Source organism: Microbacterium sp. GCS4, from assembly GCF_001262495.1.
GTDB lineage: Bacteria > Actinomycetota > Actinomycetes > Actinomycetales > Microbacteriaceae > Microbacterium.
Genome location: NZ_LGYE01000001.1, coordinates 54626 through 74238 on the forward strand (window position 1 = coordinate 54626; position 19613 = coordinate 74238).

Annotated in this window: 24 protein-coding genes; 14 read left to right on the top strand and 10 right to left on the bottom strand. The window is 69.5% G+C overall.

Features of this window, described 5'->3' with window-relative positions:
- Nucleotides 1-120 precede the first annotated feature (120 nt).
- From sufB to AKH00_RS00300, 7 genes are read left to right on the top strand one after another with little or no spacing between them, the layout of a single operon-like run.
- Nucleotides 121-1539, top strand: a complete 1419-nt coding sequence (gene sufB / locus AKH00_RS00270) for a Fe-S cluster assembly protein SufB (protein ID WP_050720740.1) — start codon at nt 121-123, stop codon at nt 1537-1539.
- Nucleotide 1540: 1 nt separating this feature from the next.
- A complete protein-coding gene (sufD, locus tag AKH00_RS00275) occupies nt 1541-2740 on the top strand; it encodes a Fe-S cluster assembly protein SufD (RefSeq protein WP_050720741.1) in 1200 nt (399 codons plus the stop codon).
- Nucleotides 2737-3063 (top strand): non-heme iron oxygenase ferredoxin subunit, encoded by a 327-nt coding sequence (locus AKH00_RS00280; protein ID WP_050720742.1) that lies wholly within the window; start codon nt 2737-2739, stop codon nt 3061-3063. The genes sufD and AKH00_RS00280 overlap by 4 nt, the downstream gene beginning before the upstream one ends.
- Nucleotides 3064-3834, top strand: a complete 771-nt coding sequence (gene sufC, locus AKH00_RS00285; protein ID WP_050720743.1) for a Fe-S cluster assembly ATPase SufC — start codon at nt 3064-3066, stop codon at nt 3832-3834.
- Nucleotides 3835-3843: 9 nt separating this feature from the next.
- Entirely contained in the window at nt 3844-4173 is a 330-nt protein-coding gene (locus AKH00_RS00290; RefSeq protein ID WP_050720744.1) for a metal-sulfur cluster assembly factor, read from the top strand.
- A 2-nt stretch (nt 4174-4175) separates the two neighbouring features.
- A complete protein-coding gene (locus AKH00_RS00295) occupies nt 4176-5330 on the top strand; it encodes a MalY/PatB family protein (RefSeq protein WP_050720745.1) in 1155 nt (384 codons plus the stop codon).
- On the top strand, nt 5327-6697 hold the full coding sequence (locus AKH00_RS00300; RefSeq protein ID WP_050720746.1) for an MFS transporter: 1371 nt from the start codon (nt 5327-5329) through the stop codon (nt 6695-6697). The genes AKH00_RS00295 and AKH00_RS00300 overlap by 4 nt, the downstream gene beginning before the upstream one ends.
- Before the next feature lie 53 nt (nt 6698-6750).
- Here AKH00_RS00300 and AKH00_RS00305 read toward each other — a convergent pair whose 3' ends face one another.
- Nucleotides 6751-7323 carry a TetR family transcriptional regulator gene (locus AKH00_RS00305; RefSeq protein ID WP_050720747.1) on the bottom strand — a complete coding sequence of 191 codons (573 nt, stop codon included), beginning with the start codon at nt 7321-7323 and terminating at the stop codon, nt 6751-6753.
- A 54-nt stretch (nt 7324-7377) separates the two neighbouring features.
- On the opposite strand from AKH00_RS00305, the gene AKH00_RS00310 reads away from it, so the two are divergent.
- Genes AKH00_RS00310 through AKH00_RS00320 form a run of 3 tightly spaced genes read left to right on the top strand, consistent with a single transcriptional unit; the run spans nt 7378 to nt 9231 of the window.
- On the top strand, nt 7378-7962 hold the full coding sequence (locus AKH00_RS00310) for a biotin transporter BioY (RefSeq protein ID WP_050720748.1): 585 nt from the start codon (nt 7378-7380) through the stop codon (nt 7960-7962).
- Nucleotides 7952-8644: an energy-coupling factor ABC transporter ATP-binding protein gene (locus AKH00_RS00315; protein WP_082297450.1), complete on the top strand. Its 693-nt coding sequence runs from the start codon at nt 7952-7954 to the stop codon at nt 8642-8644. The genes AKH00_RS00310 and AKH00_RS00315 overlap by 11 nt, the downstream gene beginning before the upstream one ends.
- On the top strand, nt 8641-9231 hold the full coding sequence (locus AKH00_RS00320) for an energy-coupling factor transporter transmembrane component T family protein (RefSeq protein ID WP_050720749.1): 591 nt from the start codon (nt 8641-8643) through the stop codon (nt 9229-9231). The genes AKH00_RS00315 and AKH00_RS00320 overlap by 4 nt, the downstream gene beginning before the upstream one ends.
- Here the strand turns inward: AKH00_RS00320 and AKH00_RS00325 are convergent.
- The 4 genes from AKH00_RS00325 to AKH00_RS00340 all read right to left on the bottom strand — a co-directional run bounded on the left by AKH00_RS00325 (nt 9178) and on the right by AKH00_RS00340 (nt 13148).
- Nucleotides 9178-10494, bottom strand: coding sequence for an acyltransferase family protein (locus AKH00_RS00325; protein WP_050720750.1), 1317 nt, complete (start codon nt 10492-10494; stop codon nt 9178-9180). The two genes, AKH00_RS00320 and AKH00_RS00325, sit on opposite strands and share 54 nt — an antisense overlap.
- 97 nt (nt 10495-10591) lie before the next feature.
- Nucleotides 10592-11263 (bottom strand): response regulator, encoded by a 672-nt coding sequence (locus tag AKH00_RS00330; RefSeq protein ID WP_050720751.1) that lies wholly within the window; start codon nt 11261-11263, stop codon nt 10592-10594.
- Nucleotides 11260-12522 (bottom strand): sensor histidine kinase, encoded by a 1263-nt coding sequence (locus AKH00_RS00335; RefSeq protein WP_050720752.1) that lies wholly within the window; start codon nt 12520-12522, stop codon nt 11260-11262. Before AKH00_RS00335 ends, AKH00_RS00330 begins: the two co-directional genes overlap by 4 nt.
- A 5-nt stretch (nt 12523-12527) precedes the next feature.
- Nucleotides 12528-13148 carry a DedA family protein gene (locus AKH00_RS00340; protein WP_050720753.1) on the bottom strand — a complete coding sequence of 207 codons (621 nt, stop codon included), beginning with the start codon at nt 13146-13148 and terminating at the stop codon, nt 12528-12530.
- Nucleotides 13149-13217: 69 nt separating this feature from the next.
- Here AKH00_RS00340 and AKH00_RS00345 point away from each other — a divergent pair, with 69 nt between their 5' ends.
- The 3 genes from AKH00_RS00345 to AKH00_RS00355 all read left to right on the top strand — a co-directional run bounded on the left by AKH00_RS00345 (nt 13218) and on the right by AKH00_RS00355 (nt 15857).
- Nucleotides 13218-13559 (top strand): CHY zinc finger protein, encoded by a 342-nt coding sequence (locus AKH00_RS00345; protein WP_235556637.1) that lies wholly within the window; start codon nt 13218-13220, stop codon nt 13557-13559.
- A gap of 75 nt (nt 13560-13634) precedes the next feature.
- Nucleotides 13635-15233, top strand: a complete 1599-nt coding sequence (locus tag AKH00_RS00350) for an ABC-F family ATP-binding cassette domain-containing protein (RefSeq protein ID WP_050720754.1) — start codon at nt 13635-13637, stop codon at nt 15231-15233.
- Nucleotides 15234-15275: 42 nt separating this feature from the next.
- Nucleotides 15276-15857 carry a pyridoxamine 5'-phosphate oxidase family protein gene (locus AKH00_RS00355; RefSeq protein WP_235556638.1) on the top strand — a complete coding sequence of 194 codons (582 nt, stop codon included), beginning with the start codon at nt 15276-15278 and terminating at the stop codon, nt 15855-15857.
- 25 nt (nt 15858-15882) lie between these two features.
- On the opposite strand, the gene AKH00_RS00360 is transcribed toward AKH00_RS00355, so the two are convergent.
- The 4 genes from AKH00_RS00360 to AKH00_RS17515 all read right to left on the bottom strand — a co-directional run bounded on the left by AKH00_RS00360 (nt 15883) and on the right by AKH00_RS17515 (nt 17985).
- Nucleotides 15883-16695, bottom strand: coding sequence for an SURF1 family cytochrome oxidase biogenesis protein (locus AKH00_RS00360; protein ID WP_050720755.1), 813 nt, complete (start codon nt 16693-16695; stop codon nt 15883-15885).
- Nucleotides 16692-16907, bottom strand: coding sequence for a hypothetical protein (locus AKH00_RS00365; RefSeq protein WP_050720756.1), 216 nt, complete (start codon nt 16905-16907; stop codon nt 16692-16694). Before AKH00_RS00365 ends, AKH00_RS00360 begins: the two co-directional genes overlap by 4 nt.
- Nucleotides 16904-17266 carry a DUF3099 domain-containing protein gene (locus AKH00_RS00370; RefSeq protein ID WP_050720757.1) on the bottom strand — a complete coding sequence of 121 codons (363 nt, stop codon included), beginning with the start codon at nt 17264-17266 and terminating at the stop codon, nt 16904-16906. The genes AKH00_RS00365 and AKH00_RS00370 overlap by 4 nt, the downstream gene beginning before the upstream one ends.
- A gap of 86 nt (nt 17267-17352) precedes the next feature.
- Nucleotides 17353-17985, bottom strand: a complete 633-nt coding sequence (locus tag AKH00_RS17515) for a DUF4190 domain-containing protein (protein ID WP_200903775.1) — start codon at nt 17983-17985, stop codon at nt 17353-17355.
- A 138-nt stretch (nt 17986-18123) separates the two neighbouring features.
- Between AKH00_RS17515 and AKH00_RS00380 the strand changes: the two genes are divergently transcribed.
- Entirely contained in the window at nt 18124-18834 is a 711-nt protein-coding gene (locus tag AKH00_RS00380) for a beta-ketoacyl-ACP reductase (protein ID WP_050720759.1), read from the top strand.
- Between the two features lie 53 nt (nt 18835-18887).
- Here AKH00_RS00380 and AKH00_RS00385 read toward each other — a convergent pair whose 3' ends face one another.
- A complete protein-coding gene (locus AKH00_RS00385) occupies nt 18888-19586 on the bottom strand; it encodes an alpha/beta fold hydrolase (protein ID WP_050720760.1) in 699 nt (232 codons plus the stop codon).
- Between the last annotated feature and the right edge of the window lie 27 nt (nt 19587-19613).

A 19613-nucleotide genomic window follows, 5' to 3' on the forward strand; every position in this document is an offset into this window, starting at 1 on the left:
AGGCGCGATGGAAGCGCCGGTGATGAGGGCCCACCAACGGCACCAGCTCCCGCAGACTCGACGGGGATCAGGTGTGCCGGGGCGGATGAACCGTTTTGGGACCTGTGAGGAGAGTGTGTGATGTCGGATGTGCTGATCGACCGCCCGGAGCTCGATGGTCTGGGGGTGTACGAATTCGGCTGGCACGATGAGGACGCCGCAGGCGCCGTCGCGCAGCGAGGGATCTCCGAGGAGGTCGTCCGAGGGATCTCGGCGCTCAAGAGCGAACCGGAATGGATGCTGAAGACCCGCCTCAAGGGGTATCAGCTCTTCGGTCGCAAGCCGATGCCGACGTGGGGCGCCGACCTCAGCGAGATCGACTTCGACAACATCAAGTACTTCGTGCGCTCGACCGAGAAGCAGGCGCAGTCGTGGGAGGACCTCCCCGAGGAGATCCGCGAGACCTACGAGCGCCTCGGCATCCCCGAGGCCGAGCGCCAGCGCCTGGTCGCCGGCGTCGCCGCGCAGTACGAGTCCGAGGTCGTCTACCACCAGATCCGCGAGGACCTGGAGGAGCAGGGCGTCATCTTCATGGACACCGACACGGCGCTGCGCGAGCACCCCGAGTTCTTCGAAGAGTACTTCGGCACCGTGATCCCTGCCGGCGACAACAAGTTCGCCGCGCTGAACACCGCTGTCTGGTCGGGCGGCTCCTTCGTGTACGTCCCCAAGGGCGTGCACGTGGAGATCCCGCTGCAGGCGTACTTCCGCATCAACACTGAGAACATGGGCCAGTTCGAGCGGACGCTGATCATCGCCGACGAGGACAGCTACGTCCACTACATCGAGGGCTGCACGGCCCCGATCTACAAGTCGGACTCGCTGCACTCGGCCGTCGTCGAGATCATCGTGAAGAAGAACGCCCGCGTGCGCTACACGACGATCCAGAACTGGTCGAACAACGTCTACAACCTCGTCACCAAGCGCGCCGTCGCGCACGAGGGCGCGACCATGGAGTGGGTCGACGGCAACATCGGCTCCAAGGTCACCATGAAGTACCCGTCGATCTACCTGATGGGCGAGCACGCCAAGGGCGAGACGCTCTCGGTCGCCTTCGCGGGTCCCGGTCAGCACCAGGACGCCGGCGCGAAGATGATCCACATGGCGCCGTACACGCAGTCGTCGATCGTCTCGAAGTCGATCGCCCGCGGCGGCGGCCGTGCAGGCTACCGCGGCGAGGTCCGCGTCGACGCGAACGCCCATCACTCGGCGAACACCGTGCGCTGCGACGCCCTGCTCGTCGACACCAAGTCGCGGTCGGACACCTACCCGGCGATCGACATCCGCGTCGACGACGTGCAACTCGGCCACGAGGCCACGGTCTCGAAGGTCAGCGAGGAGCAGCTCTTCTACCTGCAGTCCCGCGGCATGCCCGAGGACGAGGCGATGGCGATGATCGTGCGCGGCTTCATCGAGCCGATCGCGCGCGAGCTGCCCATGGAGTACGCGATGGAACTGAACAAGCTCATCGAGATGGGCATGGAAGGATCGGTCGGCTGAGATGACGACCCCCACGACGACGCCCACCGCGTCGCGCTCCTCCAGCGCGCACGTGGACCCCGCCGCCCAGGTCGCCGACGCCGGCTTCGTGCCGGTGCAGACGCGCTCGGAGCGCCCGCACTCGTTCGAGCCGGCCGACTTCGGCGCCCCCACCGGGCGCGAGGTCAACTGGAAGCACACGCCGGTCGCGAAGCTCTCGGGCCTCCTGACCGACGAGCCCGGAGACCCGGATGCCGTGACCTACGGTCTCGACGCCGTCGAGGCGCTCCTGCAGCCCGGCGAGGGAGACGCGTACGGCGAGTTCTTCCGCCCCGAGGATCTTCCGAGCGCGCTCGCATGGAAGCACGGTCCCCGCGGCCTGCACATCCAGGTGCCCGCTGAGGCGGAGCTCGACGAGCCCGTCCTCGTGCCGATCACGGGCGCCGGGGCCGACAAGCGCGCTTTCGGGCAGATCCTCATCGAGGCGCAGCCCCACTCGCGCGCGACGGTCGTGCTGGACCACTCCGGTTCGGTGCAGTACGCGCAGAACGTCGAGATCGTCGTCCGCGACGGCGCGACGCTCACCGTCATCAGCCTCCAGCGCTGGGACGATGACGCCGTGCACGCGGCCGCGCACCAGGCCACGGTCGGCGCCGACGCCACGCTCAAGCACTTCGTGGTCAGCTTCGGCGGCGGTGTCGTGCGCGTGAACCCGAGCCTCGAGCTCACCGGCGCAGGCTCCGAGGGCTACATGTACGGCCTCTCGTATGCGGATGCCGGGCAGCACCTCGAGAGCCAGGTCTATCTGCACCACAAGGGCGCGCACACCAAGGGCGACGTTCTCTACAAGGGCGCGCTGCAGGGCGAGAGCGCACACTCGGTGTGGATCGGCGACGTGCTGATCGGCCCGGATGCCACGGGCACCGACTCCTACGAGGCGAACCGCAACCTCGTGCTCACCGAGGGCGCGCGCGCCGACTCGATCCCGAACCTCGAGATCGAGACCGGCGACATCGTCGGCGCCGGCCACGCGAGCGCGACCGGTCGCTTCGACGACGAGCAGCTGTTCTACCTCCAGGCCCGAGGAATCACCGAGGAGGAGGCGCGCCGCCTGGTCGTGCTCGGCTTCCTCAGCGACATCGTGCAGCGCCTCGGCATCCCCGCTCTCGAGCAGGAGCTCCTCGCCGCGATCGAGACCGAACTCGCCGAGGTCCAGGCGTGAGCGCCGAGCGCGTGTGCGGCGTCGACGAGCTCGAGCTCGACACGCCGATCCGCGTCGAGCCGAACGGCGTGCCCATCACCGTGATCAAGGACTCCGAGGGCGTCATCCACGCCATCGGCGACACCTGCACGCACGGCGACATCTCCCTCTCCGAGGGGTTCGTCGAGGGTGACACGGTCGAGTGCTGGGCCCACGGCTCGGCGTTCTCCCTGCTCACCGGCAAGCCCCAGAACCTCCCCGCTTATGAGCCCGTTCCGGTCTACGTCGTCGAGATCGACGGCGACGACGTGCTCATCGACCCGACTGTGACGAAGGAAGTCTGAATGTCTGTTCTCGAAATCCGCGACCTGCACGTGACGGTCGAGACCGAGGCCGGGACCACCCCGATCCTCAACGGAATCACCCTCACCATGAAGACCGGTGAGACCCACGCGATCATGGGCCCCAACGGCTCGGGCAAGTCCACGCTCGCCTACACGATCGCCGGGCACCCGAAGTACACCGTGACCTCCGGCTCGATCACCTTCGACGGCGAGGACGTCCTCGAGATGAGCGTCGACGAGCGCGCCCGCGCGGGTCTGTTCCTCGCGATGCAGTACCCGGTCGAGATCCCCGGCGTGACGGTCACCAACTTCCTGCGCACCGCCAAGACCGCGCTCGACGGCGAGGCCCCCTCGATCCGTCAGTGGACCAAGGACGTCAAGGCGTCGATGGCGAACCTGCGCATGGACCCGAAGTTCGCGCAGCGCAACGTCAACGAGGGCTTCTCGGGCGGCGAGAAGAAGCGTCACGAGATCCTCCAGCTGGAGGTCCTGCAGCCGAAGTTCGCCGTGCTCGACGAGACCGACTCCGGTCTCGACGTCGACGCGCTCAAGATCGTCTCCGAGGGCGTCAACCGCGCCAAGGAGGCCACGGGCCTCGGCGTGCTGCTGATCACGCACTACACGCGCATCCTCCGCTACATCCGTCCCGACTTCGTGCACGTGGTCGTCGCGGGCAAGATCGTCGAGGAGGGCGGCCCCGAGCTCGCCGACCGGCTCGAGGACGAGGGATACGACCGTTTCCTCGACCCCGCAGCCCCCGTCGAGGCGTAGGCTGATCGCATGACAGCCACCCTCACCGACGCGAAGTACGACGAGGTCACCGAGGCTCTCAAAGACGTCATGGATCCCGAGCTCGGGATCAACGTCGTCGACCTCGGCCTCATCTACGATCTCGCGTGGGATGACGAGAACGATGCTCTCGTCATCCACATGACGCTCACCAGCGCCGGCTGCCCGCTCACGGACGTGCTCGAGGACCAGACCGCCCAGGCGCTGGACAAGGTCGTCGACCGCTTCCGCATCAACTGGGTGTGGATGCCGCCGTGGGGCCCGGAGCGGATCACGGACGACGGGCGCGACATGATGCGCGCGCTGGGCTTCGCGATCTGAGGATGCTCGAGGTCACCGCGCTCCCGCTGGACGAACTGCGGAAGCGCACCAGCGAGAAGTGGCGCGAGTACCCGGACGACGTCCTGCCTCTGTTCGTCGCCGAGACGGACTTCCCGCTCGCGCCGGAGGTCACGAAGGCGCTGCAGCGCGCGCTGGACGCGGGCGACACGGGGTACGTGGCGTCACGGACCCCGGTGGCGTCGTCGTACGCCGCTTTCGCCCAGCGACGATTCGGGTGGGACGTCGACCCGACGCGGGTACGCACCACGGCCGACGTGAGCATGGGGATCGTCGAGATCCTCCGTCGCGTCACGCAGCCGGGGGAGCGCGTCGTCGTGATGCCGCCGATCTACCCGCCTTTCTACGACCTCGTGGCGGAGGCGGGTGCGGAGGTCGTGCGCGTGCCGCTTCGCGACAGCGGTACCGCGTGGGAGATGGACCTCGACGGCATCCGCGCAGCGCTCGACGACGGCGCCACCGCCATCCTGCTCTGCAATCCGCACAATCCCACGGGCACGGTGCATCGAGGCGACGCCCTCACGGCGCTCGGCGAACTCGCCGAGGAGTTCGGGGTGGCGGTCGTCTCCGATGAGATCCACGCGCCGCTCGCGCAGCCGGGGACCGGCTTCACTCCGTTCCTCGATGCGGGAGACGCGGCGCGCCGCGTCGGCTATGCGGTGGTGAGCGCCAGCAAGGCGTTCAACCTCGCCGGCCTCAAGTGCGCGCTCATGGTCACTGCGGTCGACGAGACCAGTGCGGTGGTGCGCGGTCTCCCGGTCGAGGTGGAGTGGCGCACCGGCCAGTTCGGCCTCCTCGCCGCGGTCGCGGCGTTCTCCGAGGAGAGCGATCCGTGGCTCGACGGGCTGCTGCGCACGCTCGACGCCAACCGGGTGCTCGTCGAGGACCTCCTGGCCTCGCGCCTCCCGCAGGCGAAGTACCGCGTCCCGGATGCGGGCTACCTCGCGTGGATCGATCTCTCGGGTCTCGGCTGGGGCGACGCTCCCGCCCGGCGCATCCTCAAGGACGCGCGAGTCGCGCTCAGCGCCGGGTCGACGTTCGGAGCCGAGGGCGCCGGTCATGTGCGCCTGAACTTCGGGACGAGCCCGGAGATCATCACCGAGGCCGTCGAGCGCATCGCCGCGCTCGTCGGCCGATGAGCGGATCCTCCGTTCCCGCCTCCATCTGGGACCGGGAACGACTCTGGGTCACGGCCGGTTCCGTCGCGCTGATCTTCCTCGCCGCGATCGAGGCGCTCGCGGTCACCACGGTCATGCCGATCGTGAGCGACGCGCTCGACGGACGCGAGCTGTATGCGGTGGCGTTCGCCGGCACCCTGGCGACGAGCGTGATCGGCATGGTGGCGGCGGGCGCATGGTCGGATGCCCGCGGCCCCCGAGCCGCGCTCTACGTCGCCGTGTCGCTGTTCATCGTCGGCCTTCTGCTGTCGGGGTTCGCGATCACGATGCACCAGTTCCTGGTCGGTCGGCTCGTGCAAGGGCTCGGCGCCGGCGGGCAGACGGTCGCCCTGTACGTCGTGGTCGCCCGTCTCTACCCGCCGGACCTGCACGGACGCGTGTTCGCCGCTTTCGCCGCCGCGTGGATCGTCCCGTCGATGATCGGCCCGTTCCTGGCGGGCGCGGTCGCGGAGTACCTCGACTGGCGCTGGGCCTTCCTCGGTGTCGCGGTGCTCACGGCCGTCGCGTTCGCGATCATCGCGGTGCGCCTGCGTGCTCTCGACCTGGGGCACGGCGAACCGCAGGACCGTCGGTCCCTCGTCATCCGCCTCGCGCTGGCCGTCGTGGTGGCCGTCTTCGCCGTGGCCGTGGGGTTCAGCGCCGACATGCCGATCGCGATCGGCTGGCCGGTGGCGCTCGGGGCCATCGCGGTGATCGCGGTCGCCGTGCTGCCGTTGCTCCCGCGTCGCACTCTCCGGGCGGGCCGCGGCCTGCCGAGTGTCGTCCTGATGCGCGGCATCGCGGCGGGCACGTTCTTCGCCGCTGAGGCATACATCCCGTACCTGCTGATCGAGCGATACGGGTTCAGTGCGACCTGGGCGGGCGTCGCGCTCATGCTCGCGGCATTCGCGTGGGCGGGTGCCTCGCAGATGCAGGGCCGCTACGGCGATCGTCTCGGCAACACGCGGATCGCGTTCATCAGTCTGTCGTGCCTGCTCGTCGCGATGCTCGCGGTGCTGATCGCCGCGCTGGGCACCGTGTCGCCGGTGCTCGTGATCGTCGGCTGGGCGTTCGCGGGAGCGGGCATGGGGTTGCTGTATCCGCGACTCACCGTGCTCACGCTCGCGTATTCCAACGCGGGGAACCAGGGGTTCAACTCCTCGGCGCTCTCGATCTCGGACTCCACGGGAGCCGCGGTCGTGATCGCCCTCGCGGGACTCGCCGTCGCGACGCTCGGAGGAGGAGCGGATGCCTTCGCCGTCGTGTTCGCGTTCTGCGTCGCCCTCGTGCTCGTGGGGCTGGTCCCGGGACTGCGGCTCGGCCACGCCGCGGAACCCGCTCGCGACTGAGCCCCACGCGACTGATGCCGCTCGCGGTCGGCCGCCGACCAGCGCGGGACGGATCAGCGCGGTTGCACGGGGGAGCGCTGGATGCCGGAGAGCGCGGTCACTCCCAGGTCGAACACGCGGTCGAGTCCGGCTGTGACGTCGTGCGGACCGTCGTCGGGCAGTGCTCCGTGGCTGTCGGCATGCATGCGCTGCTGCACGAGGGTGGCGTGGCCGAGGACGAACTGCAGGAGCGCTGCGGCACGATCGTCGGGGTCGTCGGCGCCGGAGTCGCGGAGGGCGGCGGCGAGTGCGGTCTGCGCGCGCGAGGAGCCGAGGCGCAGGGCGTAGGTGCTGAGCACGAGTTCGGCGCCGTCTCGGTGGGCGAACAATGCGTCGCGGATCGTTCGCGCGGTCGTGAGCACATCGGTCCCGGAACCGTCGATCGTCGCGGTGATGCGGTCGCTGAGGTCGGCCAGGAGCTCCTGTTTGCTCGCGAAATGCCAATAGAGCGCGCTGGGCTGCACATCGAGGCGCGCGGCGATCCGGCGCATCGAGAGGTCTGGCAGACCGACCTCGTCGAGGAGGGCGAGCGCGATCCGCGCCACGCTGTCACGGTCGTGCCTGGTCGAGTTGTGCTCGGGGCTCATGCTCTGAGTATAGTGAACAGCGTTCAGGTGAACACTGTTCAGGAAGAAGGAACCATGACCTCGCATCGCAGCGACCTCGGGCGCGACCTCGCCCGCATCGCGGTCTTCGCCGCACTGATCGTCGTGCTGGGCACCGTGACCGTCCCGCTGCCGGGCGGTGTGCCGCTGACCGCGCAGACGCTCGGAGTCATGCTCGCCGGCATGGTGCTCGGACCGCGGCTCGCGCCGATGGCCGTGCTCCTCGTGCTCGTCCTCGCGGCGATCGGACTTCCCGTGCTCGCGGGCGGACGCGGGGGACTCGGCGTCTTCGTGGGACCCACTGCCGGCTACCTCATCGGATGGATCGCGGGCGCGATCGTCATCGGTGTCATCGCGCGCGGAGGCCGCATCACGTGGTGGCGCACCGCACTCGGCGCCGTGGTCGGCGGCATCCTCGTCGTCTACCTCTTCGGCATCCCCGTGCAGGCGCTCGTCCTCGGCGTCGAGCTCGCGCCGACGGCGCTCTCCAGCCTCGTGTTCCTGCCCGGCGACCTGCTCAAGGCCGCGGCCGCCACCGTGCTCACCCTCGCACTCCTGCGCGCGTACCCGCCGGCGTTCGGTCGACGGCCCGCACTCGGTGCGCCCGCCCGTGCGGTCTGACACGCGCACCCGGCACATCGCGCTCGACGGGGTGAGCGTCGAGCGCGACGGGCGCACAGTCCTGCGCGAGGTGAATCTCGGCCTCGACGCAGCGCGCATCGCAGTCGTCGGTGCCAACGGATCGGGCAAGTCGACCTTCGCGCGGCTGCTCAACGGCCTCGTCGCCCCGACGGCAGGTCGAGTCTCGGTGCACGGCCTCGACGTGCAGAAGGAGATCCGAGAGGTGCGCCGTCGCGTCGGCTTCGTGTTCACGGATCCGCAGGCGCAGATCCTCATGCCGACGCCGGCGGAGGACCTCGCGCTGTCGATCCGGGGCGTCTCGCGCGCCGAGACCGAGCGTCGGGTGCGGGAGGCGCTGGCCGCCCACGGGCTGCAGGATCACGCCGACGTCCCGGCATCCGCTCTCTCCGGCGGTCGCAAGCAGATGCTCGCCCTCGCATCCGTGCTCATCACCGCTCCCGCGGTCATCGTGGCGGATGAGCCGACCACGCTGCTCGACCTCCGCAACGCGCGGCGGATCGGCGATCTGCTGCTGACGCAGAATGCTCAGGTCGTGATCGTCACGCACGATCTCGAGCTCGCGGCGCGTTGTGACGAAGCCGTGCTCTTCGCCGACGGGCGCGTCATCGCGATCGACGAGCCGGCCGGGGTGATCGCCCACTACCGGAGGTCGTGCGTGTGATTCAGCTCCACCGACCGGGTACGAGTGTGCTGCACCGTCTTCCGGCGGGCATCAAGCTCGCCGCCCTCGCGGTCATCGCGATCGTGCTGTCGGCCTTCGCTCACGACGCCGTGTGCATCGCGGTGTCTCTCTGCGGGGTCGGGCTGCTGTTCCTCGTGGCCGGACTCCCGCTCCGGGTCCTCGGCACGGAGGTGTGGCGGCTGCGCTGGCTGGTCCTGGTGCTGGGACTCGCGCTGTGGATCTTCGTGTCCCCGCAGATCGCCTGGATCAACACCGGGCGCGTCGTCGCGTTGATCCTGCTCGCGAGTCTGCTCACGATCACGACGCGGATGAGCGAGCTGCTGGCGGTGCTGTGGACGATGCTGCAGCCGTTGCGACGGTGGATCGACACCGAGGCCGCCGCCATGACCGTGTCGCTCGCGATCTCGATGATCCCCGTGGTGTCGGGGTTCGCCGGCGACATCGCCGACGCGCAGCGTGCGCGAGGCACCCGTCTCGGCGTGCGCGCCGTCGTGCCGCTCATGGTGCGCACGCTACGACACGCGGACGACGTCGGAGACGCCCTCGCCGCGCGCGGGCTCGTGTGAGCGGCGCGCAAGGCGCAGTGCCACGACCGATCCGACCACCGCGAGGGCCGCGGTCACCACGGTCGTACCCACCACCAGCAGAAGCGCGATCGACGCGATTCCGAGGGCGACCGCCACGGTGAGCCTCCGAGGCGAGCTCGTGGACGCGGGTGCCGGCCGGTTCTCGAACCGCGTCAGGGACACTGCGACCACGGCGCTCAGCACGACGGCTGTCAGGAGCCACAGCGGGCGACCCGCCCACCATGCGGCGCTGCTCGGCGCGGGAAGGACCGCGCCGGTGGTGATCGAGAACAACGCCGCGGCCCCGGCCATCGTGAGCAGCACGGGCATGTGCCAGAGGTAGATCGTCATGGTGCGTCGATTGACGAAGTCGGAGAACGCAGCGGGCAACGGCCGACGGCTGAACCGCGCGATGCGGTCGCGGAGCAGCGACACGAGTGCCAGGTGCACGACTCCGACGAGCAGCAGCGCACCCGTGGGAGGGTTGATGTTCGCGACGAGGTCGGGGGAGTAGACGCCCGTCGCGACGCAGCCGATCAGAACCAGGAGCGCCAGACCCGCGCCGAGTCCGCGCGTGCGGCGGCTCAGGCGGTCGATCGTGCCGTCCGCGAGGAAGAACCCGAGCTGCTGGAGCGTCAGCCACACGAACGCGAGGTTCAGGAAGCCCAGTGCGTCGACTCCGGTATGGGCGCGCATGATGTCGACGAGGATCGCAGCCCCCGCGAGCATGCTCAGCGCGACGACCGGGGAACGCCGGTGCGCGGCGGCGAGCACCGGCAGCAGCGCCTGGCACAGCAGGAACACCCCGAGGAACCAGAGCGGCTGCGCGAAGCGGAACCCCGCGATCGCCACGAGATGACCGGGCACTCCGGAGAGGAGCAGCGCCGCCAGCAGTGCGCCGACGACGCCGATCACGAGCACGGCGGGCCGCAGCAGACGGTGGATGCGGGTGGCCACGAAGGCTGCATCCGTCTGCCCGCGCTCCCGACCCCGGCGGTGGGCGATGATGCCCGCGAATCCTCCGATGATGAAGAACAGGGGCATGACCTGCAGAGCCCAGCTCACCGGGAGGATCCACCACGTCCCGTCGCTCGCGTTCTCGAAGACCGGTCCCGCATCCGTCACCGTGACCCCGACCATGATCGCGTGCAGCAGTACCACGCCCAGCACGCAGAGCGCGCGGAGGAGGTCGATCGCGGTGTCGCGGGTGCTCGGCGCCGATGCGCGGGATGCGGATGCCGGTGGTGCCTCGACGGCGGCCATGTGTCCTCCTCGGTCAGGGTGTCCGAGGAGCGTATGGAGCGGGTGGCGGCCGAGGGATCACCCTGCGGGGCTGTTCGACCCCCTACCGCGGGGTGAGTCAGGAAGCAGGTTCGACGAGCCCGGTGTCGTAGGCGAGGATCACGGCGTGCACGCGATCGCGGAGGCCGAGCTTGGACAGCACCTTGCCGACGTGCGTCTTGACCGTCTGCTCGGCGATGAACAGCTCCGCCGCGATCTCGCTGTTCGAGCGGCCCCGGCCGATCTGCACGAGCACCTCGCGTTCACGCTCCGTCAGATCGGCCAGCACGGTCTGCGACCGCGGAGCGGCAGGTCGACGTCCCGCGAACTGCTCGATCATCCGTCGCGTGACGCTCGGCGCCAGCAGCGCGTCACCGCCCGCGACGACGCGCACCGCGTGCACGAGCTCCTCCGGCAGGGCATCCTTCAGCAGGAACCCGCTGGCACCCGCCTCGAGCGCGTCGTACACGTAGTCGTCGATGTCGAACGTGGTCAGCATGAGGATCCGCGGGATGTGCGCTGCGGAGTACCCGGGGCCGAGGATGCGTCTCGTGGCCTCGATGCCGTCGAGTTCCGGCATCCGCACGTCCATGAGGATCACGTCGGGGTCGAGACGCGCCGCGAGGGTCACGGCCTCCGCGCCGGTCGCCGCCTGCCCTGCCACCCGGATGCCGTCGTGGGCGTCGAGGAGCGCGGCGAAGCCGGCGCGGACCATGGCCTGGTCGTCCGCGATCAGCACGGAAATCGTCACGGGTTCTCCTCGGTGTCTGCTGTCGTATCGGCGGTCGCGTCGACGGCAGGCAGGGCGGTCGGAAGCGTCGCAGAGACCTCCCAGCCTCCGTCGGGGGTCGGAGACGCGGTGAAGGTCCCGCCGAGCAGCTCGACGCGCTCGCGCATGCCCCGCAGCCCGTGACCGCCGCTCCGGGGTTCATCGGCGGTGGCAGGACGGGCATTGCGCACCCGCAGACCGACACGGGCGGCATCTGCCTGGACCCGCACCGTGACGGCAGCGCCGTGCGCGTGCCGCACCGCATTGCTCAGAGCCTCCTGCGCGATCCGGTAGGTCGCGATCTGCACCGCGGTCGGCGCATCGGCGACCGGCCCGGTGATCTCCAGACCGACGGTGACGCCCGCGCGTCGGATCGTGTCGACCAGCGCGGGGATGTCATCGATGCGCTGCTGCGGTGCGAGATCGGCCGTCTGGTCCTCGGTGCGCAGCACCCCGAGCATCCGCCGCATCTCCGTCAGGGACGACCGCGCGGTCGCCGCGATGCTGTCGAACTCCTCCGCGGCGGTCGGGTCGATCTCGGGAAGCCGGTAGCGCGCGGTCGACGCCTGCACCTGGATCACCGACATGCTGTGCGCGATCACATCGTGCAGCTCGCGGGCGATCCGCGTGCGCTCCTCCACGAGCGCCCGCCGGGACTCCTCGAGTGCCGAGTGCTCTCGTTCCTTCGTGAGCTCTTCGGAGACCCGAAGGCGGCCGGCGGTCAGCGCTGCGATCAGATAGGTCGCGAGAACGACGGATGCGGTGACGATGAGGTTCGCCGTGACGTTCGCGGCGACGCCGGCGGGCGCGAGCACGTCCTGACGGAGCAACGGCAGCGCGAGCGACGCCAGGCTGCCGATCACGAGCGGGAACGCACCCAGGCGCGCACCGTGGCGGAACGTCACGACCCCGACGAGGAGCACGAAGGACAGCAGAGCCGGGACCGACCACGGCCACGGTGACGCGGCCACATCAGCGATCGAGACGAACAGCGGCGATGCGACCGCCGCCACGGCGAACAGTGCGATCGCGGTCCGCGGCCGGTTGACCGCCAGCAGCGGAGCCCCGCACACCGCGGCGCCGAGGATGAACGACAGCGGCAGCGGAGTGTCGAAGAGCACGGTCTGCAGGGGGACGAACACCGAGTAGAGCACGACGACCGCGGTGCCCAGGAGCGCGAACGCGACGGTGCGACGATCGACCCGGGACACCCGTTCGGTGCGCTGCCGTGATCGTGCCATGACAGTCATCCTGCCAGGTGCGGTACGGGGTCGCGGCGGCGCCGGGCTGCCGTGATGCGGTCGATCACGAGACCGAGGAGCAGCGCGACCGCGATCCCGATGCCCGCGCTGAGGAGCGGCTGATCCGTGATCCAGGCGCCGGCGAGGAGGCCGATCGCGAGGCTCAGAGCGCTCCAGCTCGTGCCGGCGACGAGACTCAGCGGCACGAAGCGACGCCAGGCGAAACCGAGAGCGCCCGCCGACATGTTCACCGCGACCCGCCCGACCGGGATGTACCGTGCGCCGAGGATCAGCGCGGCGCTGCGCCGATCGAGAGCGTGGTGCGCATGGGCGAACGCGGCGGAGACCCGCGGGCGCCGCATCCATGCCCAGCGTGTGGTGCCGACGCGACGCCCGATCGCGAAGGCGATGTTGTCGCCGATCGCCGCCCCGACCGCCGCGATGAGACCCAGCGGGAGCAGCATCCACAGCGCCCCTGTCGACGCCGCGACGGCAGCCGCCGCGACGAGCACCGTCTCGCTGGGCACGGGCGGGAAGAATCCGTCGATCACGGTCACGACGAACAGCACGAGGTACAGCCACGGCGACGCGACGGTCTGCAGAATGAGCTCGTTGATAACATCCACCCGAGAAGGCTAGGAAGCAGGAGGGTCGTGAAGCATCACCCCGGAGTATCGACCGCATCACTCCGCAGAGTGACTTCGCAGAGGTCCGCGCTGGTCGGCGAGACACTCGTGCTCGGTCTTCTGGTCGACGACGAGACGCGCTGCGAGCACTATCACGGCCCGCTCGACGTGATCGCCCTGCGCTTCGCGTGCTGCGGGGAGTGGTACCCGTGCCACGAGTGCCATGCGACGATCGCGGATCACCCCGCAGCGCAGTGGCCTGTGGAGGACCGTCACGAAGAAGCCGTGCTCTGCGGGGTCTGCGGGTCCCGCCTGCGGATCGACGCCTACCTCGACGCGGACGCCTGCCCGCAGTGCGCGGCGGGCTTCAACCCCGGATGCCGTCTGCACCACCGGCTGTACTTCGACTGAGCACCCAGCTGGGCGATCTATACTGGGAGGCTGGTCGCTCGACCTGCTTCCCCCTCTGACGAACGGACATCCGCTGTGCTCGCCGTGCACGAACTCGAGATCCGCGTGGGCGCACGCCTCCTCATGGAGAACGTGTCGTTCCGCGTCAACGACGGCGACAAGATCGGACTCGTCGGACGCAACGGAGCGGGCAAGACCACTCTGACCAAGGTGCTCGCCGGCGATGTGCTGCCCTCCGGCGGCAGCGTCACGCGGTCGGGCGAACTGGGCTACCTCCCGCAGGACCCGCGCTCCGGCGATCCGGAGATGCTCGCCCGCACCCGCATCCTCGACGCCCGCGGCCTCGGCAGCCTGGCGCTCGGGATGGCAGAGGCGACCGTCGCGATGGGATCGGACGACCCGGCCGTCGCCGATAAGGCGATGAAGCGCTACGCGCGCCTCACCGAGCAGTTCGAGGGCCAGGGCGGATACGCGGCCGAGGCCGAGGCCGCGTCGATCGCGAACAATCTGTCGCTTCCCGACCGCATCCTTGACCAGCCGCTCAAGACGCTCTCGGGGGGCCAGCGCCGCCGCATCGAGCTCGCCCGCATCCTGTTCTCGGATGCCGACACGATGATCCTCGATGAGCCGACGAACCACCTCGACGCCGACAGCGTCGTGTGGCTGCGCGAGTTCCTGAAGAACTACAAGGGCGGGCTGATCGTGATCAGCCACGACGTGGAGCTCGTCGGCGAGACCGTGAACCGGGTGTTCTACCTCGATGCGAACCGTCAGGTCATCGACGCGTACAACATGAACTGGAAGAACTACCTGCGTCAGCGCGCCGCCGACGAGGAGCGTCGCAAGAAGGAGCGCGCGAACGCCGAGAAGAAGGCGACCACCCTTCAGCAGCAGGCCGCGCGCTTCGGTGCCAAGGCCTCGAAGGCCGCCGCCGCGCACCAGATGATCGCGCGTGCAGAGAAGCTCCTCGCCGGACTCGACGATGTGCGCCAGGAGGATCGCGTCGCGAAGCTGCGGTTCCCGAAGCCCGCCGCGTGCGGCAAGACGCCGCTTATGGCATCCGGACTGTCGAAGTCCTACGGATCGCTCGAGATCTTCACGGACGTCGACCTCGCGATCGATCGCGGCTCCAAGGTCGTCGTGCTCGGACTCAACGGCGCCGGCAAGACCACCCTGCTGCGGATGCTCGCCGGAGTCGACAAGCCCGACACCGGCCAGCTCGAGCCGGGACACGGCCTCAAGGTCGGCTACTACGCGCAGGAGCACGAGAACCTCGACGTGAACCGGTCCGTTCTCGAGAACATGGTGTCGGCCGCCCCGCACATCACCGAGACCGAGGCTCGCAAGGTGCTCGGATCGTTCCTGTTCACGGGAGACGACGTCCTGAAGCCGGCCGGCGTGCTGTCGGGCGGGGAGAAGACGCGTCTGTCGCTCGCGACGCTCGTCGTTTCTTCCGCGAACCTGCTGCTCCTGGACGAGCCGACCAACAACCTCGACCCCGCTTCGCGCGAAGAGATCCTCGGTGCGCTCGCGCATTACGAGGGTGCCGTGGTGCTGGTGTCGCACGACCCGGGCGCCGTGCAGTCCCTCAACCCCGAGCGGGTGCTCATCCTGCCCGACGGCGTCGAGGACATCTGGAACCAGGAGTACCAGGAGCTGATCGAGCTCGCCTGACCGGCTCGGTCGTCGCGTGCACGCGTGTCCTAGGCTCGAACCGTGACGCACGACGACTCGACGCTCGACACCAGGCTCAACGACGGGTTGCGCGGCAGGCACGCCCTCACCGGTGACGCGCCCGAGTGGGATCTCGAAGCGCTGCCGGAGGACCCGGCAGTCCTCTTCGCCGAGTGGATGGAGGCGGCGGATGCCGCCGCGGTCCCCGAGCCGCACACGGCCACGCTCGCGACGGTGGATGCCGAGGGCGTGCCGGACGCGCGGACCCTCATCCTCAAGCGGGTCGACGAGCGCGGATGGGCGATCGCGAGCACCCGGTCGTCGCGGAAAGCTGCACAGCTCGCCGCCGCCCCGGCCGCGGCGCTGAACTTCTGGTGGCAGCCGCAGGTGCGCGCCGTGCGGGTGCGCGGTCGAATCGAAGAAGCGACTGCTCGAGAGAGCGCCGTCGATCTCGCGGCTCGGTCACGGGCCGCCCAGGCGCGCGTCGCCGACGGGGATTGGGTGCTCTGGCGCATCGTTCCCGATCGCATCGAGTTCTGGCAGGGATCGCGAGACCGCCGCCACACCCGTGTCGTCTATGTGCCGGCCGAGACCGGTTGGTCGCACACCGTCGCCGTCGACTGAGCGGGGATCCCCGACAGTCAACCGATCAGCGTGCGTCGAGCAGCTCGTCCTCGATGTCGGCATCCGCATCGCGTCGCCGCGGCTTCTTCTCGGGTGCCGGGCGGCCCTCGACCTCTTCGCGATGCTTCATGACCTCGGTGCGGATGATGTAGCCGATGAAGATGAAGCCCATGATCGCGAACAGGATCCACTGGATCGCATACGACAGATGCGGTCCCGGGTCGTCGGTGGGGGAGTCGAAGCCCCCGAGTGCGGCGTCAGGTGCCGGGTCCTCGCTCACGATCTGTCCATAGGCGCCGGTGACGACGTCCTCGCCCACGAGGTCTGCGATGGACGGCAGATGGATCGTGGGAACCTGTCCCTCGGGGGCACCGCGACCGGAGGCCGGGAGCTGTTCACCGGGTCGCAGACGCACGACGACCTCGACCTCGCCAGACGGCGGTGCGGGCACGGCATCCGGGGAGTCGCCGTCGCCCGGCGGGACCCACCCGCGGTCGACGATGAACACGCGCCCATCGACGTCCCGGAAGGGTACGAGCACCTCGAACGCGCTGGTGCCGCCGTGCGGACGATTGCGAACGAGGAGCTGCTCATCGGCGAGGTACTCGCCCTGGAGCAGGACGGGGTGCCACACGTCGCCGGCGTCGAGCTGCCCATCGGCGCCGATGAGGTCGGCGAGCGGCACGGGCTCGGCATCGTAGTTCTTCTCGACCAGGGCGATCTGCTCGGCTCGTGACTCGTTGCGCTCGAACTGCCAGTGCGACAGGAAGGCGCACGCGACGGCGAAGCCGATGGCGATGAGCACGTAGACGCTCCACCGCCGCAGGCGGGCGCTCATGAGAGAGCTCCGTCCGTCGCTGCCGCAGGAAGGTCGCGGACCGTCACCGGGAAGTCGCGTGCGGCGAGGTAGTCGCGGAGGAACGACACGTGCTCGGGGCACGCGAGCCAGATCTTCTCCCGATCAGCGGCGTGAATGCGCGGGTTGCGCCACACCACCTGGGATACGGCCGCGTCCCGGCATCCGGCACGCGAGCATTCGAGCCCGGTCACGCTCGATCCTGGCCGCTCTCATGGATCGTGATGATCCACGGGTCCGCGGTCTCCGACGTCCGGACGTCCTCGGACTCCGGACGCCGAGGAGCCTCGATCTCCTGCACGGGCGATTCGGCCGTCGTCTCGGTGCTGTCGCTGCCCGCATTCGCGAAGACCACGGCGATGTACGGCAGCACGGCGGCGGCGGACGCGAAGACCCACGTGTACCAGCCGTAAGGCTGCACGAACATCATGAGACCGAAGCAGACGATGCGGATCGTCATCGTCAGGGCGTAGCGGCGCACACGGTGATCACTCTCGGCCTGCGGCGACTGCGGCAGGGAGGTGACAGCGGGTGTCAGACGCTTGCTCTTCACGATGAGTCCAGCCTACGCCGCAATGAGGCGCGCGGCATGCCGATCCGGCGCGTTCACGCGGCCGCTCGCCGCGCCGTGTCGAGGTCTCAGGTGGCGAAGACGAAAGGCAGCGTGAAGGCGCCGACGAACAGGAAGCTGATGACGGTCATCACGATCCCGAGGAGGAGGAACCCGACCATGACGTAGCCCATGATGAGCCCTGCGAAGGCCATGCCGCGTCCACCGATCGCGGGGTTCGCCTTGGTCTGTCGAAGGGCCATATGTCCCGTGATCACCGCGACGATGGGGATCAGCAACGGCAGGATCAACCAGAAGAAGACGCCACCGAGGACGACGCCCGCGATGCCGCAGATGAGCGAGGTGATCGCGAGGCCGCTGTTCGGACGCTGCGCGGGATAGATCGTCGCGGGGTGTGCCGGGACCTGGTAGGCGCCGGGCTGGGCGTACGAACCTGCCGGGTACACCGGCTGCGCAGGGGCGCTGCCGTATGCCGGTGCGGGTGTGGGCGCCGCGCCCGGATACGCCTGGGTCGGAGACCCTGTCGGGTACGTCGGGTTCTGCGGGTACGGCGGATTCTGTGGGTACGACGCCGTCTGCGGGTACGTGGGCGCCGGTGGGTACGCGGGCGTGGCTTGGTACGGCGGAGCCAGCGGTGCGGCTGGAGGCGGCGGCGTTGGCCGCTGCCCGTCGGAGGAGGTGGGGATGCTGTTGTCGCTCACGCTCGTGCCTTTCGTCGCGTTCAGCGTTCCAGGCGTACCTGCATGCTGTCAAACATGAGTCGGGTGACGTCCCCTGGCCGACGACTAGGATCGATGGCGACCCGGCCGTCGACCCGTGCGGCCAGATCTGGAGTGGAAATGAGTTCTGAGCGCGTCGTCCTCGTCACCGGCGGCAACCGCGGCATCGGCCGGGCCATCGCCGAGCGCTTCGTCCGCGACGGCTACCGCGTGGCTGTCACCGCCCGCAGCGGCGAGGGACCCGACGGGACCCTGACCGTTCGCGCTGACGTGACCGACTCCGCGTCGCTCGACGCAGCCTTCACCGAGGTCGAGCAGCAGCTCGGGCCGGTCGAGGTCCTCGTCGCGAATGCGGGAATCACGAAGGACACGCTCCTCCTGCGCATGAGCGAGGACGACTTCGACAGCGTGGTCGCGACGAACCTCGGCGGAAGCTTCCGCGTCGTCAAGCGCGCGTCGAAGGGCATGCTCCGCGCACGCTTCGGCCGCATCATCCTCATCTCGAGCGTCGTCGGACTGTACGGCTCGGCCGGTCAGGCCAACTATGCGGCGTCCAAGAGCGCCCTGGTCGGCTTCGCGCGATCGATCACGCGCGAACTCGGCGGTCGAGGCATCACGGCCAACGTCGTCGCCCCCGGATTCATCGAGACCGACATGACCGCCGAACTCCCCGAGGAAACCCAGGCGCAGTACAAGGCGAACATCCCCGCCGGTCGCTTCGCGACGGCCGACGAGGTCGCAGGAGTCGTGACCTGGCTCGCGGGCGACGACGCGGGCTACATCTCCGGCGCCGTGATCCCGGTCGACGGCGGCCTCGGCATGGGGCACTGACCGCGCACGTTTCTCGTTGCCGGGATGACAGCCCCGGGTGACTCTTCCGCCGCTCAGGAGCGTCGGGAGACCGCCGAGTCGATGAGCTCCGCCAGACGGTCCGGAACCGAGAACTGCGGCCAGTGCCCGGAGCCGATCCGCACGACCTCCGTGTCGGCGATGTTACGGAACTCATCTCCGTAAGACCCCCACTGGTCGAGCTCCGACAGCAGCGTCTCGTGGTCGAGGCCGCCCATCAGCAGAGTCACTGGAACACGATGGCGGCCGCCGTCGAGGACCACCGGATCGGTCGGCACCCTCGCCGGGACGCTGCGGGTGAGCGGGACGGTGCGAGCCCTGGTCGCCTCGTCGAGGTCGTCGACGTCCTCCGCGGGGAAGAAATCCCACCCCGGGAACGGGATCACGCCGTCCACCACCTCGAACTCGCTGATCGCGGCACCCGAGGGCGGCGGCACGGTATCGACGAACACCACGCGGGCGACCGCGTCCGGGCGGGCGTCGGCGACGCCCCATGCCACGTTGCCGCCGCCGCTGTGTCCGACCACGGCGACCGGCCCGCCGATCGCGTCCACCGCGGCGACACCTGCGGCTACCCAATCGGCGATGCCGATCTCGGCGGAGTCCGCGGCCGAGGCTCCGACCCCGGGCATGGTGAGCGCGTGCACGGTGTGTCCCGCACGCTCGAGGTCGGGGGTCACGTCGTTCCAGCTGTCAGCGTCGAGCCACAGCCCGGGGATGAGGATGATGTCCATGGCCCGACGATAGACGGGGCCACCGAC